Here is a 12,976-nt window from a genome sequence, read left to right on the forward strand (position 1 = left end):
CAGGGCCCAGGGCAGAGCCCCGACCCTTCCACCCCCGCCGGCGATTGAGGCGCGGGGTCCGGGGCGGAGCCCCGTGGCGTGAGGGCGGGGCCGCCCCACGCCCCGGAGGGGCTCAGCCCAGGTCGATCTGGCCGTACAGCGGGAAGCCGGACAGGAGGTCCGTGGCCCGGTGTGCGACCTCGTCCGCGGCCTTCGGGTCGAGGACGTGACTCGCCTTCGACACCGCCCCGGACTTCGTGGTCCCCGGCTCGGAGGCCGTCAGCACCCGGTCCATGAGCGCCGCGATCTCATCCATCTCACCGGTACCGAGACCCCGCGTGGTCAACGCCGGCGTCCCGATCCGAATCCCGGACGTGTACCAGGCCCCGTTCGGGTCCGCCGGAATCGCATTGCGGTTGGTCACGATGCCGGAGTCGAGCAGCGCGGACTCGGCCTGCCGCCCCGTGAGGCCATAGGAGGACGCCACGTCGATGAGGTTGAGGTGGTTGTCCGTGCCGCCGGTGACGAGCGTCGCGCCCCGCCGCATCAGGCCCTCCGCCAGCGCCCGCGCGTTGTCCACGATGCGCTGCGCATAGTCCTGGAACGCCGGCTGCCGCGCCTCCGCAAGGGCAACCGCCTTCGCCGCCATGACGTGCGGCAACGGCCCGCCGAGCACCATCGGGCAGCCCCGGTCGACCTGGTCCTTCAGCGAGTCGTCGCACAGCACCATGCCGCCGCGCGGCCCCCGCAGGGACTTGTGCGTGGTCGTCGTGACGATCTGCGCGTGCGGCACCGGGTCGAAGTCGCCAGTGAGCACCTTGCCGGCGACGAGCCCCGCGAAGTGCGCCATGTCGACCATGAGCGTGGCGCCCACCTCGTCCGCGATCTCCCGCATGATCCGGAAGTTCACGAGCCGCGGGTACGCGGAGTACCCGGCGACGATGATCATCGGCTTGAACTCGCGGGCCTGCGCGCGCAGCGCCTCGTAGTCGACGAGCCCGGTCACGGGATCCGTCCCGTACGACCGCTGGTCGAACATCTTGCCGCTGATGTTCGGCCGGAACCCGTGCGTGAGGTGGCCGCCCGCGTCCAGCGACATCCCCAGCATCCGCTGGTTGCCGAAGGCCTGCCGCAGCTCGGCCCAGTCCGCCTCGCTGAGGTCGTTGATCTGCCGGACCCCGGTCTTCGCGAGGAACGGCGCCTCGACGCGGTCGGCAAGCACGGCCCAGAAGGCCACGAGGTTCGCGTCGATCCCGGAGTGCGGCTGCACATACGCATGCCGCGCCCCGAACAGCTCCCGCGCATGCTCGGCGGCGAGCGACTCGACGGTGTCGACGTTGCGGCAGCCGGCGTAGAAGCGGCGGCCGACGGTGCCCTCGGCGTACTTGTCGCTGAACCAGTTGCCCATGGTCAGCAGCGTCGCCGGGGACGCGTAGTTCTCCGAGGCGATCAGCTTGAGCATCTCGCGCTGGTCGGTGAGTTCCTGGCCGATGGCGTCGGCTACGCGCGGCTCCACGGCGCGCACGACGTCGAGGGCGGCGCGATAGGCGGTGGATTCGGGGGACAGCGGGGATTCGGTCATGGGGCAGCCTCCGGACACGGTCGGTTCACGGGTCGGCCCAGGCGCACGGCACTCACTGCTCGGGCCGCTCCCTGATGGTCGATCCCATCCCAGCGCGCCAGTCACGGCCCTGGCCTCACAGTACCCGGCGCGGCGCGCGGCGAGGTTTCCGCGTCCGCATCGCGAGCGACGATAGGAAGGGGCCACAAGCCCGTCCCACACCTCGTGCCATGAGCCGCGACGAACGGAGATCCCGTGACTTCTGTGACTCCACCCACCACCCCCGCAGGACTCGCCACGCAGGACTTCATCACCGCCTCCGAGGAGCACGGCGCGCACAACTACCACCCGCTCCCCGTGGTCGTCGCCACCGCCGAGGGCGCGTGGATGACGGACGTCGAGGGGCGGCGCTACCTCGACATGCTCGCCGGGTACTCGGCGCTCAACTTCGGGCACGGCAACCGCCGGCTCATCGACGCGGCGAAGGCCCAGCTGGAGCGGGTGACGCTGACGTCCCGCGCCTTCCACCACGACCGGTACGCCGAGTTCTGTACGCGCCTCGCCGAGCTGTGCGGAATGGAGATGGTACTGCCGATGAACACGGGCGCGGAGGCCGTCGAGACCGCCGTGAAGACCGCCCGGAAGTGGGGCTACCGGGTCAAGGGCGTGCCGGACGGGCAGGCCAGGATCGTGGTCGCGAGCGACAACTTCCACGGCCGGACGACGACCATCGTCAGCTTCTCCACCGACCAGGAGGCCCGCGCCGACTTCGGTCCGTACACGCCGGGCTTCGACATCGTCCCGTACGGGGACCTGGACGCGCTGCGCGCCGCGGTCACGGACGACACGGTGGCGGTGCTGCTCGAACCGATCCAGGGCGAGGCGGGCGTGCTCGTCCCGCCGCCCGGATACCTGGCAGGCGTACGGGAGTTGACCCGTGACCGGAACGTCCTCTTCATCGCCGACGAGATCCAGTCCGGCCTCGGCCGTACGGGGCGTACGTTCGCGTGCGAGCACGAGGGCGTGGTGCCGGACGTGTACGTGCTGGGCAAGGCGCTCGGCGGCGGCGTCGTGCCGGTGTCGGCGGTGGTGTCGAGCAAGGACGTGCTCGGGGTGTTCCGGCCCGGCGAGCACGGGTCGACGTTCGGCGGGAACCCGCTTGCCTGCGCCGTCGCCTTGGAGGTGATCGCGATGCTGCGTACCGGGGAGTTCCAGGAGCGGGCGGCGGAGCTGGGCGAGCATCTGCACGCCGAGCTGGGCCTGTTGACCGGGACGGGGAAGGTCACCGGGGTGCGCGGGCGCGGCCTGTGGGCGGGCGTCGACATCGACCCGTCGTACGGGACGGGCCGGGAGATCTCGGAGAAGCTGATGGACCGCGGGGTCCTGGTGAAGGACACCCACGGTTCCACCATCCGGATCGCCCCGCCGCTGGTGATCGGCAAGGACGATCTGGACTGGGGCCTCGATCAGCTGCGCGCCGTCCTCGGCGCGTAACTGTCGCTCACAGGATGACGTGGGGCAGGAAGCGGGCGTACTCGTCCGTGACAAGACCCGCCGATTCCCGGATGCCCAGGCCCGCCGCCTCGTCCTCGACGACCCACGCGCCGAGGACGACGCGGTTCCCGTCGAAGTCGGGCAGCGCCGCCAACTGCTGATAGCAGCACGGCTCTTCCGACGGCGACGGGATGGTCCCCGGCTCGTGGATCGTGACGCCCGCGCCCTCGCGGCCGAGCAGCGGCTTCGACACGTAGCCGGGGCCGGTCGGATCGGTCGCGAGTTCGCGCGGTCCGTCGAGGTAGGCGGGGAGCAGGTTCGGGTGGCCCGGGTACAGCTCCCACAACACCGCGAGCAGCGCCTTGTTGCTGAGCAGCATCTTCCAGGCGGGCTCGATCCACATCGTCGTACCCGTGCCGCCGCCGTTGTCGAGGCCGCCCAGGACGTGCGGGGCGAACGCGTCGGAGGTCAGCCATTCCCACGGATACAGCTTGAAGCAGCTGCGGATGTACCGGAGTTGGTTGTCGACGAAGCGCTCGGAGATGCTGTCCCAGCCGATCTCCTCCATGGAGATCCAGTCGGTGTCCAGGCCCGCCTGTTCGGCGGTCTCCTTCAGATAGCCGACGGTCATCAGGTCCTCGCCGAGTTCGTCGGCCGAGGAGTGCGCGAAGTAGAGCGGGCTGCCGGGCGGGAGCAGGGCGGCCTGCTTCTTCCAGGCGTCGACGAGCCGTTCGTGGAGCGAGTTCCACTGGTCGGCGCCGGGGAACCGCTCCTCCATCCAGAACCACTGAGGGCTGGCGGCCTCCACCAGGGAGGTGGGGGTGTCGGCGTTGTACTCGAGGAGTTTCGCGGGCCCTGTGCCGTCGTAGCGCAGGTCGAACCGGCCGTAGACGGACGGGAGTTCGGCGCGTCGCTCCCAGGCGTCGGCGACCGCGGCGGCGACGCCCGGGTCGGTGATCCCGAGGTCGGCGAAGCGGTCGTTGCGGACGATGTGCTCGGCCGCGGCGAGGCACATCCGGTGCAGTTCCTCGACGACCTCTTCGAGCGCCTCGACCTCGGGGAGGGAGAACTCGTAGTAGGCGCTCTCGTCCCAGTAGGGGCGCAGCGAGTCGTCGGGGTAGCGGGTGAGCGGGTAGATGAGCCCCTGCTCTTCGACGGTCTGCTGCCAGCGGGGGCGTGGCGTGATGGTGTGACGCTTCATCGGAATGTGTAACGCTTCCGGGGTCAGCCGCCGGAGCTTCCGCCCTTGCCGCCGCTGCCGAAGCCGCCGCGTGTGACACCACCGCCGGACGACTTGGTGAAGGAGCCGCCGCCGACGCGCGCGCCCTTCTTGGAGCCGCCGTAGTACCAACTGCCGTTCACCGACGACTTGGTGGACGAGGACTTGCAGTACTTGTCGGAGACGACCTTGTAGCCCTTGGACGCGTTGTAGCTGCCGCGGTCGATGCAGCGCTTGTCGACGTCGGACGAGCAGGCTGTGAGCGCGGCGGCCAGCAGGCCCACGCCGCCGAGCGCGACGGTGCCGGAGCGCAGCCGTCGTTGGGTGGTGTTGTCCGTCATGAAGTTTTCCCCCGTTGCAACCTGTTGCTATGCGTGTACGTACGTCGGGCGCCTGCCTAGGGCAGGACCCGGCACAGGGTATCCAACGCGCCGGGCCACGCGTGATCGGACGGGGTGCCGTAGCCGACGACCAGGGCATCCATGGGGGCCTCCGGCTCCGGTGCGTCCTTGTGGCGGAATTCGGCCAGGCCCGTGATGCCGAGGCGCTGCCAGGCGGCGGCCTGCACGACGGATCGTTCGGTGCCGGGCGGGAGTTGGAGCACGGCGTGCAGTCCGGCCGCGATGCCGGTGGCGCGCACGGTGGGCGCCCGTTCGGCGAGGGCGGCGACGAGTTGGTCGCGGCGGCGCCGGTAGCGGAGGCGCCCGGCGCGCACATGACGGTCGTACGCCCCCGATTCGATGAACTCGGCGAGGGTGAGCTGGTCGAGGACGCCGCAGGACCAGTCGGTGTGCCCCTTGGCCGCGACGACCTCGTCGACGAGCGGCGCAGGCAGCACCATCCAGCCGAGCCGCAGTCCGGGGGCGAGGGACTTGCTGACGGTGCCGAGGTGGACGACGCGGTCCGGGTCGAGGCCCTGGAGGGCGCCGACGGGCTGGCGGTCGTAGCGGAACTCGCCGTCGTAGTCGTCCTCCAGGATCAGCCCGCCGGTGCGGCGCGCCCAGTCGACGGCGGCGGCACGGCGGCGCGCGTGCAGGGCGACGCCGAGGGGGAACTGGTGGGCGGGGGTGAGCAGGACGGCTCCCTCACCACTCAACTCACCGATATCCGCGCCCAGTTCATCGAACGGCAACGGCCGGGTCCGCAGTCCGGGCCGGGTCAGATAGCTCCAATGGAGATCGAGCCCGTACGACTCGACGGCGACGTCGCGCACACCGCGCCGGTGCAGCACCTCGCCGAGCAGGATCATGCCCTGCACGAACCCGGCGCAGACGACGATCCGCTCCGGCGAGGCCTGCACGCCGCGGGCGCGGGCGAGATAGCCGGCGAGGGCGCCGCGCAGTTCGGGGCGGCCGCGCGGGTCGCCGTAGCCGAGGGCCTCGTTCGGGGCGGCGGTCAGGGCGCGGCGGGCGGCCTTCAGCCACTCGGTGCGGGGGAAGGAGGCGAGGTCGGGGCGGCCGGGCATGAGGTCGTAGCGGTGCCCGCGGAAGGGGACGCGGTTGGTGACGGGGGCCGGCGTCGGCGCCCGCCCCGGCCGCTCGGCCACCCGGGTGCCGGAGCCCTGCCGTGCGGTGAGCCAGCCCTCGGCGACGAGGTCGGCGTAGGCGTCGGCGACCGTGTTGCGGGCGAGGCCGAGGTCGGCGGCGAGGGTACGGGTGGCGGGCAGCCGGGTGCCGGGGGCGAGCCGCCCGCCACGGACGGCGTCACGGAGCGCGTCGGTGAGCCCGCGGCGTACGCCCCCGGAGGGGCTGGGTTCGAGATGCAGGTCAACGCCGCCGAGCGCCCGCCCGGAGACCGAATTGGCCCAAGATTCTTCCACGTAAATGGACCATACTCCTGGGCTACTTCCTTCGTAGGCTCGAAGCATGACGAACACGACGAACGCGAACACGAACGCGAACCCGGAATACGCCCACGAGCACACCCCCCGCCTCGACTGGGCCCGCCAGGCCCCCGAGGTCTTCAAGGCGATGATCAAGCTGGACGCGGCGGCCCGCGCGGGCCTCGACCCCAAGGTCGCCGAGCTGGTCAAGGTGCGCGCCTCGCAGATCAACCGCTGCGCGCTCTGCCTCGACATGCACACCAAGGACGCCCTCGCGGCGGGCGAGAGCGTTGAGCGGATCATCCAGCTCAGCGCGTGGGAGGAGTCGAAGCACTTCTACACGGAGAAGGAGATCGCGGCCCTGGAGCTCACGGAGGCGATCACGGTCCTCACCGACGGTTTCGTGCCGGACGAGGTGTACGAGCGGGCGGCGAAGGTCTACGAGGAGCAGGAACTGGCCCAGCTGATCGCGGCGATCACGGTCATCAACGCCTGGAACCGGTTCGGCGTCTCGACCCGCCAGTCGCCGGGCCACTACACGCCTGGCGACCACAAGTGACGGTTCGTACACGGCAGTTGGACGCCGGGGTCCGCTCGGCGATGCAGACACTGAGCGCCGCCGCCAAGAAGGGCCTCGACGACCCGCCCCTCACCGAACTGGTGTCGATCCGGGCGTCGCAGCTGAACCAGTGCGCGTTCTGCCTGGACATGCACGTGGACATCGCGCTGGAGAAGAACGGCGAGAGCCCCAAGCGCATCGCGCTCCTTAACGCATGGCGCGAGGCGGGCACCATCTTCGATGACCGGGAAAGGGCTGCACTCGCCCTCACCGACGCGATTACGCTCCTGACGGACGGCTACGTCCCGGACGAGGCGTACGAGAGGGCATCGAAGCACTTCACGGAACAGGAACTCGCGCACCTCATCGCCTCGATCGTGGTCATCAACAACTGGAACCGGCTGATGGTGAGCCGGCGTATCGAGCCTGGAGGCACCGCATGGTGAGTCCGCGTCCTGTCGATACCCTCCGCGCCCTGCACCACGACCGCTCCCCCGGCGACCCGCTCGTCCTCCCCGGCCCGTGGGACGCGGCGAGCGCCCGCGTCTTCGAGGAGGCCGGCTTCCCGGCGCTCGCGACCCCGAGCGCGGGAGTGGCAGCCTCCCTCGGCTACGAGGACGGGGCCACGCCCTCGGACGAGATGTTCGCGGCGGTCCGCCGGATCGTGCGCGCGGTGTCGGTGCCGGTGTCGGCGGACATCGAGGGCGGGTACGGCCTCGCGCCGAAGGAACTGGTGGAACGCCTCCTGGAAACCGGCGCGGTCGGCTGCAACCTGGAGGACTCGGGCCCCGACGGTGGGCTCAAGGACCCGCAGCAGCAGGCGGATTGGCTGTCGGAGGTCCACTCGCTGGCGGGCGACCGCATCGTCCTCAACGCCCGCATCGACACGTTCATCCGCGGCGCCGCGGACCCGATCGCCGAGGCGATCGACCGCGCCCGCCTCTACGTCGCCGCGGGCGCCGACTGCGTCTACCCGATCGGCGCCCCACCGGAGGCCGTCCCGGCCCTGCGCTCCGGCATCGCGGGCCCGATCAACGTGGGCGCCCCGCCCGGCGGCCCCTCACTCCGCGAATGGGGCGAACTGGGCGCGACCCGCATCACGTTCGGCCCGGGGTTGCAGCGGAGGGCGATGGCGGCGGTGCGGGAGATCGCGGAGGGCTTGCGCTGAGCGCGTTGTACGACATACCGGGTCCCGGCCTTGAGCGACGGCCGGGACCGGCCCTGTCAGGCGGCCGTCCCGCCCGCGTTGCGGATCAGCCGCTGGAGCACCTTCACCGTGGTGACGTAGTCCGCCTCGTCGATGCCCTCGTGGAGGACGGCTCCGATCGCGGGCGCGATACTGGCCATGTCGACACGGGCCTGTTCTCCCTCTGCGGTGAGCCACAGCCGGTTCTCCGCGTCCCGGGTCAGCCAGCCGCGCTCCAGGAGCACTTCGGCCTCCGCCGCCAGATCGTCCTCGGGCCGGATGTAGGAGGTCATGGCCTGACGCAGCTCAGTCAGGATCATCCCCTCTCCGTCGGGCGAGATGTCGTTCTTGGACAGGTTGCGCAGCAGCCAGAACTGGGGCTGGGTGTAGCCCTTTTCGGCCTGCCGGGCCCGGATGTACGCGATGAGCGCCTCGTAGGCGACACCGGTCCAGTACGCGGCGGGCTGGCCGGCGAGTTCGGCGTCGGAGAGCTGCTGGGTGGTCATGGAATACCCCCTCCTGGTGCTTCAGCGTGGAGACCGCACACCGTGCAGGTCACGTGAAGAACGTAGGACCTCAAGCGCGGTTGAGGGCAAGCGAGTGAGCCGGCGCACGAACTTGACGACGCGACAGCTCGCACCGCCCACGCTCCCCTGGCGGACGCGGGCCAACCAGATCCCGTCTGTGACGTCTAACGACGGCTCCGCCGTCGTCCTACGTCACAGTCTGCGAGGACCAGCCGCTACTCGGGGAGCGTGAGGGCCAGTTCGAACCAGACCGCCTTACCCACGCCCGCCTCCCGCCGCTCCGCGCCCCAATCGTCCGCCAGCGCCGATACCAGGGTCAGACCCCTGCCCGATTCCGCTTCCAGGGATGCCGTGCGTGGCGCGGGGAGGGTGGGGCTTGCGTCCGTGACCTGGAGCCGGAGGCGAGCCGGGTTCTCGGAGAGGATCGCGCGGGCCCAGATCTCGCGGCCGGGCGGATTGCTTGCGTGGCGGTACGCGTTCGTCATCAGTTCGCTCAGGAGGAGTTCCGCCGTCTCCGTCGTCTCGGACGGCAGACCCCAGGACCGGGCCTGTTCGCGGAAGAGGTGGCGGGCACGGCCGACGCTGCGGGCGCTGCGCGGGAAGCGCCACTCGATGTCCTGGGGGATTGCCGTGGGGCGGGGAGTTGCTTGCATGGGCTCACGCTCGCGGCCCGCACGTAACCTCGGGAGTAACCACTTGGGTACAGCGGGTAGTTGTACCCACCGTGGCCCCGGTGGAGGAGTGCGTACAGATGTCGAGCGAGTCGAACGCGTGGCGGTACTGCGGCAGCCAGATCAAGATGTGGCGCGCCGAGGCGGGCATCGACCGCGAGGTTCTCGCCAAGGAGGCCGGATACGGCTGCGAGTACGTCAAGTCGATGGAGAACGGGCGCCGTAAGCCGACGCTGAGGCTGCTCCAGATCGCCGATCAACTGTGCGGCGCGGGTGGGAAGATCGTCGCCGCGCAGGAGTACCTGAAGCCGGAGCCCCATCCGCAGCGCTCCCAGGAGTTCATGGCATTGGAGCGCGATGCCATCGCCATCAGTTCGTACGAGCCGCTGCTCGTGCCGGGGCTGCTCCAGGCTCCCGAGTACGCGAAGGCGCTGATCGGCGCCAGTTCGCCGCCGCTCGACGACGAGACCGTCGAGGAACGTGTCGCCGGGCGCCTCAAGCGGCAGGAGGCGCTGACCATGCGTACGGGCGTGATGTTCAGCTTCGTCGTGTTCGAGGCGGCACTACGGACGGAGGTGGGCGGGCGTGAGGTGATGGCGGCGCAGCTCCAACGCCTGCTTGGGGCGGGCGAGTTGCGTAACGTGATGGTTCAGGTGCTGCCGTTCGGGCGGGCGTATGGCGTCGCGCTCAACGGTGCCATCGCACTTCTGGAGACGGCCGACCATGAGCACTATGCGTATATGGAGGGGCAGAAGACCAGCACCCTGTACGCCGATGCGGACAGGGTCAGTGAGCTCACACGCACCCATGACATGATCCGCATGCACGCTCTCAGCCCCGAGGATTCGGCCGAGTTCATCAGAAAGGTGGCGCAGGAAACGTGAACGCCAACCTGACGTGGTTCAAGTCCAGTTACAGCGACGACCAGGGCGGCAACTGCCTCGAAGTCGCCCTGGAATGGCGGAAGTCCAGTTACAGCGACAGCGAAGGCGGCAACTGCCTCGAAGTCGCCACTCGGCCCGACCGCATCCACGTCCGTGACTCGAAGCTCGGGCCGCAAGGGCCCACCTTCACCGCCGCCGCGCCCGCCTGGAACGCCTTCCTGGCGGGCGCTCGTACCGCCTGAGCTTCGAGCTGCGAAACCCGAGACGCGCTTATAAGGAACGGGTGGACGGGTCTCAACCCACCCCCCACCCTTCCCGCCACGGCCGACGCACGTGACTTTCCGCGATCGGGTTGCGACGCAACGTGTGCACCCCATAACGTTCGCCGCAACAAACGACCCCGGTCGGGTGCTACCAACACCCGCCGGGGTCTGACCGACTCGATCGAACGGACCGATCTCGTGGCTAGCGAAAACTCTATCTCCGCCCTGCCCTCTCCCGCGCACCCCATGGCCAACCCGGGCTACGGAAAACGCGGAACCTCCGACCAGGGCCCCCTCCGGCGCGATTCCTTCGCCCATCTCCCCCTCCGCGCCCGCTACCTCGCCGGGTTCATCGACGCGCTCCCCGAGCACTCCGCCATGGACGTCAAAACGCTCGCGAAGGCCCAGCCCCTGTACGGCCAGGCAGCCGTCGGCTCCGCACTCAACGAACTGTCCGCCGCCGGACACCTGCGCCGCGTACGCCGCCTCTCCGACACCGGAACCGAAAGCGGCACCACCCGCTGGGTGTTCCACACCTACTGGTCCCGCACCGCACGCAGCGACGAATGGTGGGCACGATTCCTCGGCGGCGACGGGGACGTACCGGAGCCACAGACCGCCGAACCGCAACCGCCCACCCGCTCCGACGCCTACCACCGACTCGCCCAACTCGGCCTCAAAGACCCCCGGTTGACCCTCTCCGCAGCCGACTGCGCCGCCCTCGAATCCGCCGCCACCGAATGGCTGGCCCGCGAACCCGACCCACAACTCTTCACGCACGCCATGACCGGCGGCCTGCCCAACGCCGTCCACTCGCCCCGCGCCTTCGTCTCCCGCCGCCTCCGCGACAAGCTCCCACCGCACCGCATCCGGATCACCCCCACCGCTCCCCAGTCCACACACCGGGCGCTCATGGAGTGCACGGACTGCGGCCGACCGGGTCGGCCGGAGGCCTTGCCGGGCGGGCTGTGCCGGGGGTGCCGACTGTGACCGGCGACGTTCTACACCTGTTGCACAGATGTAGAACGGATCGGTACTCTTGGAGTATGGCGAGCACCATAGGGTTCAGGCCCACCGCAGAAGACGAGCGCATCATCAAGGCCGCCATGCACGAGGGCGACAGCACCAGCGACGTGATCCGGCGCGGCCTGCGTCTGCTTGAGCGCGAGGTGTGGCTGGCCGAGGCGCGCGCGGCAGCGGAGCGGCTGGCGGACGAGGATCTCTCGGCGGAACCGGACGCCTGGTGATCCGGGGCGCCGTCTATCGCGTGGATCTGGGCGACGCCAAGCGGGGGCACGAGCTACGGGGGCGCAGATTCGGGCTCGTACTGAGCCCGTCGTCCCTGCCGTGGAGCGTCGCCACGGTCATCCCCACGTCCACCAGCGCGCAGCCTTCGATCTTCCGTCCGGAACTGGAGATCGGCGGCACCCTGACGCGACTCCTGGTGGACCAGATACGTACGGTCGACACCCAGTTCCTGTACGGGGACCCCGTGCACTACCTGGACCGTGACGAGATGGCCGAAGTCGAGCACGCGGTCAGCCGTTACCTGGGGCTGTGACCGGAAAACACACCAGTGCACGGAGTGCGGAGGCGCCCACATGGCATTCAAGGAGGTCCTGGATGAGCGTGACCAACGTCGACGTGCCGCCTACGACCGGCTCGCCGAGCGTGGTGCGCGTGGCGGGCTCGATCGTCTGAGCGGTGACCGGGAAGCACGCAAGGCGGCACGGCGGCGCACCACGGCCTGACGGTTCTGCACCGCGACCACGACTCAGTCGCGCCGAGGCCCCGGCCGCGGGATGCGGGCGGGGCCTCGGCGCACGGACGGGAGGAGTGGCTACTTCTTCGGGAGCCAGTTCTTCCACGTCGAGTGGTGGGTGTCGACCCACTTCTTGGCCGCCGCCTCCGGCGTGAGCTTCTTGTCGGCGATGAGGAGGGAGACCTGGTTCTGGTCCTCCGTCGTCCACTTGAAGTTCTTCAGGAGCTGCGCCGCCTCGCCGCCGTTCTTGGCGAAGCCCGTGTTGAGGTACTTCTGGAGCGGCGTCGTCGGATAGGCGCAGGTGATCTTCTTCGGGTCGGCGTCGCAGCCCTCCTTGTACTTGGGCAGCTTCACCTCCGTCATCGGCACCTGCTGCGTCAGCCACTGCGGGGTGTACCAGTACGACAAGAACGGCTTCTTCTGCTTGGCGAACTGCTTCATCTGCGTGATCTGGGCGGCTTCCGAACCGGCGAAGACGACCTGGTAGTCCAGCTTCAGGTTCTTCACCAGCGCCGTGTCGTTCGTGACGTACGACGGGGAGCCGTCGATGAGTTGGCCCTTGCCGCCACTCTCCGCCGTCTTCAACTGGTCGGCGTACTTGTTGAGGTTCTTCCAGTTGGTGACGTCGGGGTGCTTCTTCGCGAAGTACGTCGGGACGAACCAGCCGATGTGTCCTGTGACACCGAGGCCGCCGGCCGGCTGGATCGTCTTCTTGTCCTTGACGTAGCGCTGCACCTGGTCGGGGTGGCCCCAGTCCTCCAGGATCGCGTCGACGCGGCCCTGGCTGAGGGCGTCCCAGGCGGGCACCTCGTCGACCTGGACCGTGTCGACCCGGTAGCCGAGCTCGTGCTCCAGGAGGTACTGGGCGACCGCCACGTTGGCCTGTGCGCCGACCCAGGACTGGACCGAGAGGGTCACCGTCTTGGCGCCCTGCGCGTTGGCGTACGGGGAGGCCTGCTTGGTCATGTCGGCCGCGCCGCAGCCCGTGGCCGTGAGGAGGACGACCGATCCCGCAACCGCCGTGAATGCCCTGCGAGTTCGCATGTCGA

At 69.8% G+C, this 12,976-nt stretch carries 17 protein-coding genes and 1 riboswitch; of the genes, 10 read left to right on the forward strand and 7 right to left on the reverse strand.

What is annotated here, in order from left to right:
- Positions 1-112: 112 nt before the first annotated feature.
- Positions 113-1,561 carry a glycine hydroxymethyltransferase gene (locus ACWD2L_RS15055; RefSeq protein ID WP_351344799.1) on the reverse strand — a complete coding sequence of 483 codons (1,449 nt, stop codon included), beginning with the start codon at positions 1,559-1,561 and terminating at the stop codon, positions 113-115.
- Between the two features lie 28 nt (positions 1,562-1,589).
- Positions 1,590-1,676: riboswitch (ZMP/ZTP riboswitch) on the reverse strand.
- Positions 1,677-1,804: 128 nt separating this feature from the next.
- Between ACWD2L_RS15055 and rocD the strand changes: the two genes are divergently transcribed.
- Entirely contained in the window at positions 1,805-3,034 is a 1,230-nt protein-coding gene (rocD, locus tag ACWD2L_RS15060) for an ornithine--oxo-acid transaminase (RefSeq protein ID WP_451189818.1), read from the forward strand.
- A 7-nt stretch (positions 3,035-3,041) separates the two neighbouring features.
- On the opposite strand, the gene ACWD2L_RS15065 is transcribed toward rocD, so the two are convergent.
- Genes ACWD2L_RS15065 through pdxR form a run of 3 tightly spaced genes read right to left on the reverse strand, consistent with a single transcriptional unit; the run spans position 3,042 to position 6,072 of the window.
- Entirely contained in the window at positions 3,042-4,235 is a 1,194-nt protein-coding gene (locus ACWD2L_RS15065; RefSeq protein WP_351344793.1) for a glutathionylspermidine synthase family protein, read from the reverse strand.
- Between the two features lie 23 nt (positions 4,236-4,258).
- Positions 4,259-4,594, reverse strand: a complete 336-nt coding sequence (locus ACWD2L_RS15070) for a hypothetical protein (RefSeq protein WP_351344790.1) — start codon at positions 4,592-4,594, stop codon at positions 4,259-4,261.
- A gap of 56 nt (positions 4,595-4,650) precedes the next feature.
- Complete coding sequence (gene pdxR, locus ACWD2L_RS15075) at positions 4,651-6,072, reverse strand: MocR-like pyridoxine biosynthesis transcription factor PdxR (protein ID WP_351344787.1); 1,422 nt, start codon at positions 6,070-6,072, stop codon at positions 4,651-4,653.
- A 46-nt stretch (positions 6,073-6,118) separates the two neighbouring features.
- On the opposite strand from pdxR, the gene ACWD2L_RS15080 reads away from it, so the two are divergent.
- The 3 genes from ACWD2L_RS15080 to ACWD2L_RS15090 are packed head-to-tail and all read left to right on the forward strand — an operon-like array spanning position 6,119 to position 7,802.
- Complete coding sequence (locus tag ACWD2L_RS15080; RefSeq protein ID WP_351344784.1) at positions 6,119-6,634, forward strand: carboxymuconolactone decarboxylase family protein; 516 nt, start codon at positions 6,119-6,121, stop codon at positions 6,632-6,634.
- Positions 6,631-7,080: a carboxymuconolactone decarboxylase family protein gene (locus tag ACWD2L_RS15085; RefSeq protein ID WP_351344781.1), complete on the forward strand. Its 450-nt coding sequence runs from the start codon at positions 6,631-6,633 to the stop codon at positions 7,078-7,080. The genes ACWD2L_RS15080 and ACWD2L_RS15085 overlap by 4 nt, the downstream gene beginning before the upstream one ends.
- On the forward strand, positions 7,074-7,802 hold the full coding sequence (locus ACWD2L_RS15090; RefSeq protein WP_351344778.1) for an isocitrate lyase/PEP mutase family protein: 729 nt from the start codon (positions 7,074-7,076) through the stop codon (positions 7,800-7,802). Before ACWD2L_RS15085 ends, ACWD2L_RS15090 begins: the two co-directional genes overlap by 7 nt.
- A gap of 56 nt (positions 7,803-7,858) precedes the next feature.
- Here the strand turns inward: ACWD2L_RS15090 and ACWD2L_RS15095 are convergent, their stop codons facing one another.
- Together ACWD2L_RS15095 and ACWD2L_RS15100 are read right to left on the reverse strand one after the other, a co-directional pair.
- Positions 7,859-8,326 carry a MarR family winged helix-turn-helix transcriptional regulator gene (locus tag ACWD2L_RS15095; RefSeq protein ID WP_351344775.1) on the reverse strand — a complete coding sequence of 156 codons (468 nt, stop codon included), beginning with the start codon at positions 8,324-8,326 and terminating at the stop codon, positions 7,859-7,861.
- 236 nt (positions 8,327-8,562) lie between these two features.
- A complete protein-coding gene (locus ACWD2L_RS15100; protein ID WP_351344772.1) occupies positions 8,563-9,000 on the reverse strand; it encodes an ATP-binding protein in 438 nt (145 codons plus the stop codon).
- Between the two features lie 98 nt (positions 9,001-9,098).
- Between ACWD2L_RS15100 and ACWD2L_RS15105 the strand changes: the two genes are divergently transcribed.
- The 6 genes from ACWD2L_RS15105 (at position 9,099) to ACWD2L_RS15130 (ending at position 11,916) form a co-directional block, all read left to right on the forward strand.
- The gene (locus ACWD2L_RS15105) at positions 9,099-9,902 is read left to right on the forward strand and encodes a helix-turn-helix domain-containing protein (RefSeq protein WP_351344769.1); all 804 of its coding nucleotides are present in this window, start codon (positions 9,099-9,101) and stop codon (positions 9,900-9,902) included.
- Entirely contained in the window at positions 9,899-10,144 is a 246-nt protein-coding gene (locus ACWD2L_RS15110) for a DUF397 domain-containing protein (RefSeq protein ID WP_351344766.1), read from the forward strand. Before ACWD2L_RS15105 ends, ACWD2L_RS15110 begins: the two co-directional genes overlap by 4 nt.
- Before the next feature lie 219 nt (positions 10,145-10,363).
- Positions 10,364-11,155: a hypothetical protein gene (locus ACWD2L_RS15115; RefSeq protein ID WP_351344763.1), complete on the forward strand. Its 792-nt coding sequence runs from the start codon at positions 10,364-10,366 to the stop codon at positions 11,153-11,155.
- 56 nt (positions 11,156-11,211) lie between these two features.
- Complete coding sequence (locus tag ACWD2L_RS15120) at positions 11,212-11,412, forward strand: hypothetical protein (RefSeq protein WP_351344760.1); 201 nt, start codon at positions 11,212-11,214, stop codon at positions 11,410-11,412.
- On the forward strand, positions 11,409-11,726 hold the full coding sequence (locus tag ACWD2L_RS15125) for a type II toxin-antitoxin system PemK/MazF family toxin (RefSeq protein ID WP_351344757.1): 318 nt from the start codon (positions 11,409-11,411) through the stop codon (positions 11,724-11,726). Before ACWD2L_RS15120 ends, ACWD2L_RS15125 begins: the two co-directional genes overlap by 4 nt.
- 40 nt (positions 11,727-11,766) lie before the next feature.
- On the forward strand, positions 11,767-11,916 hold the full coding sequence (locus tag ACWD2L_RS15130; protein WP_351344755.1) for a hypothetical protein: 150 nt from the start codon (positions 11,767-11,769) through the stop codon (positions 11,914-11,916).
- A gap of 89 nt (positions 11,917-12,005) precedes the next feature.
- Here ACWD2L_RS15130 and ACWD2L_RS15135 read toward each other — a convergent pair whose 3' ends face one another.
- A complete protein-coding gene (locus tag ACWD2L_RS15135) occupies positions 12,006-12,971 on the reverse strand; it encodes an ABC transporter substrate-binding protein (protein WP_451189821.1) in 966 nt (321 codons plus the stop codon).
- Between the last annotated feature and the right edge of the window lie 5 nt (positions 12,972-12,976).

The sequence above is a fragment of the Streptomyces sp. NPDC002754 genome, from assembly GCF_053592315.1.

Bases quoted from the DNA above. Each gene is read 5' to 3' on its own strand.
- ACWD2L_RS15055 (WP_351344799.1), bottom strand. From the start codon at position 1,561: ATGACCGAATCCCCGCTGTCCCCCGAATCCACCGCCTATCGCGCCGCC.
- ACWD2L_RS15065 (WP_351344793.1), bottom strand. From the start codon at position 4,235: ATGAAGCGTCACACCATCACGCCACGCCCCCGCTGGCAGCAGACCGTC.
- ACWD2L_RS15070 (WP_351344790.1), bottom strand. From the start codon at position 4,594: ATGACGGACAACACCACCCAACGACGGCTGCGCTCCGGCACCGTCGCG.
- ACWD2L_RS15080 (WP_351344784.1), top strand. From the start codon at position 6,119: ATGACGAACACGACGAACGCGAACACGAACGCGAACCCGGAATACGCC.
- ACWD2L_RS15090 (WP_351344778.1), top strand. From the start codon at position 7,074: ATGGTGAGTCCGCGTCCTGTCGATACCCTCCGCGCCCTGCACCACGAC.
- ACWD2L_RS15095 (WP_351344775.1), bottom strand. From the start codon at position 8,326: ATGACCACCCAGCAGCTCTCCGACGCCGAACTCGCCGGCCAGCCCGCC.
- ACWD2L_RS15100 (WP_351344772.1), bottom strand. From the start codon at position 9,000: ATGCAAGCAACTCCCCGCCCCACGGCAATCCCCCAGGACATCGAGTGG.
- ACWD2L_RS15105 (WP_351344769.1), top strand. From the start codon at position 9,099: ATGTCGAGCGAGTCGAACGCGTGGCGGTACTGCGGCAGCCAGATCAAG.
- ACWD2L_RS15120 (WP_351344760.1), top strand. From the start codon at position 11,212: ATGGCGAGCACCATAGGGTTCAGGCCCACCGCAGAAGACGAGCGCATC.
- ACWD2L_RS15130 (WP_351344755.1), top strand. From the start codon at position 11,767: ATGGCATTCAAGGAGGTCCTGGATGAGCGTGACCAACGTCGACGTGCC.
- ACWD2L_RS15135 (WP_451189821.1), bottom strand. From the start codon at position 12,971: ATGCGAACTCGCAGGGCATTCACGGCGGTTGCGGGATCGGTCGTCCTC.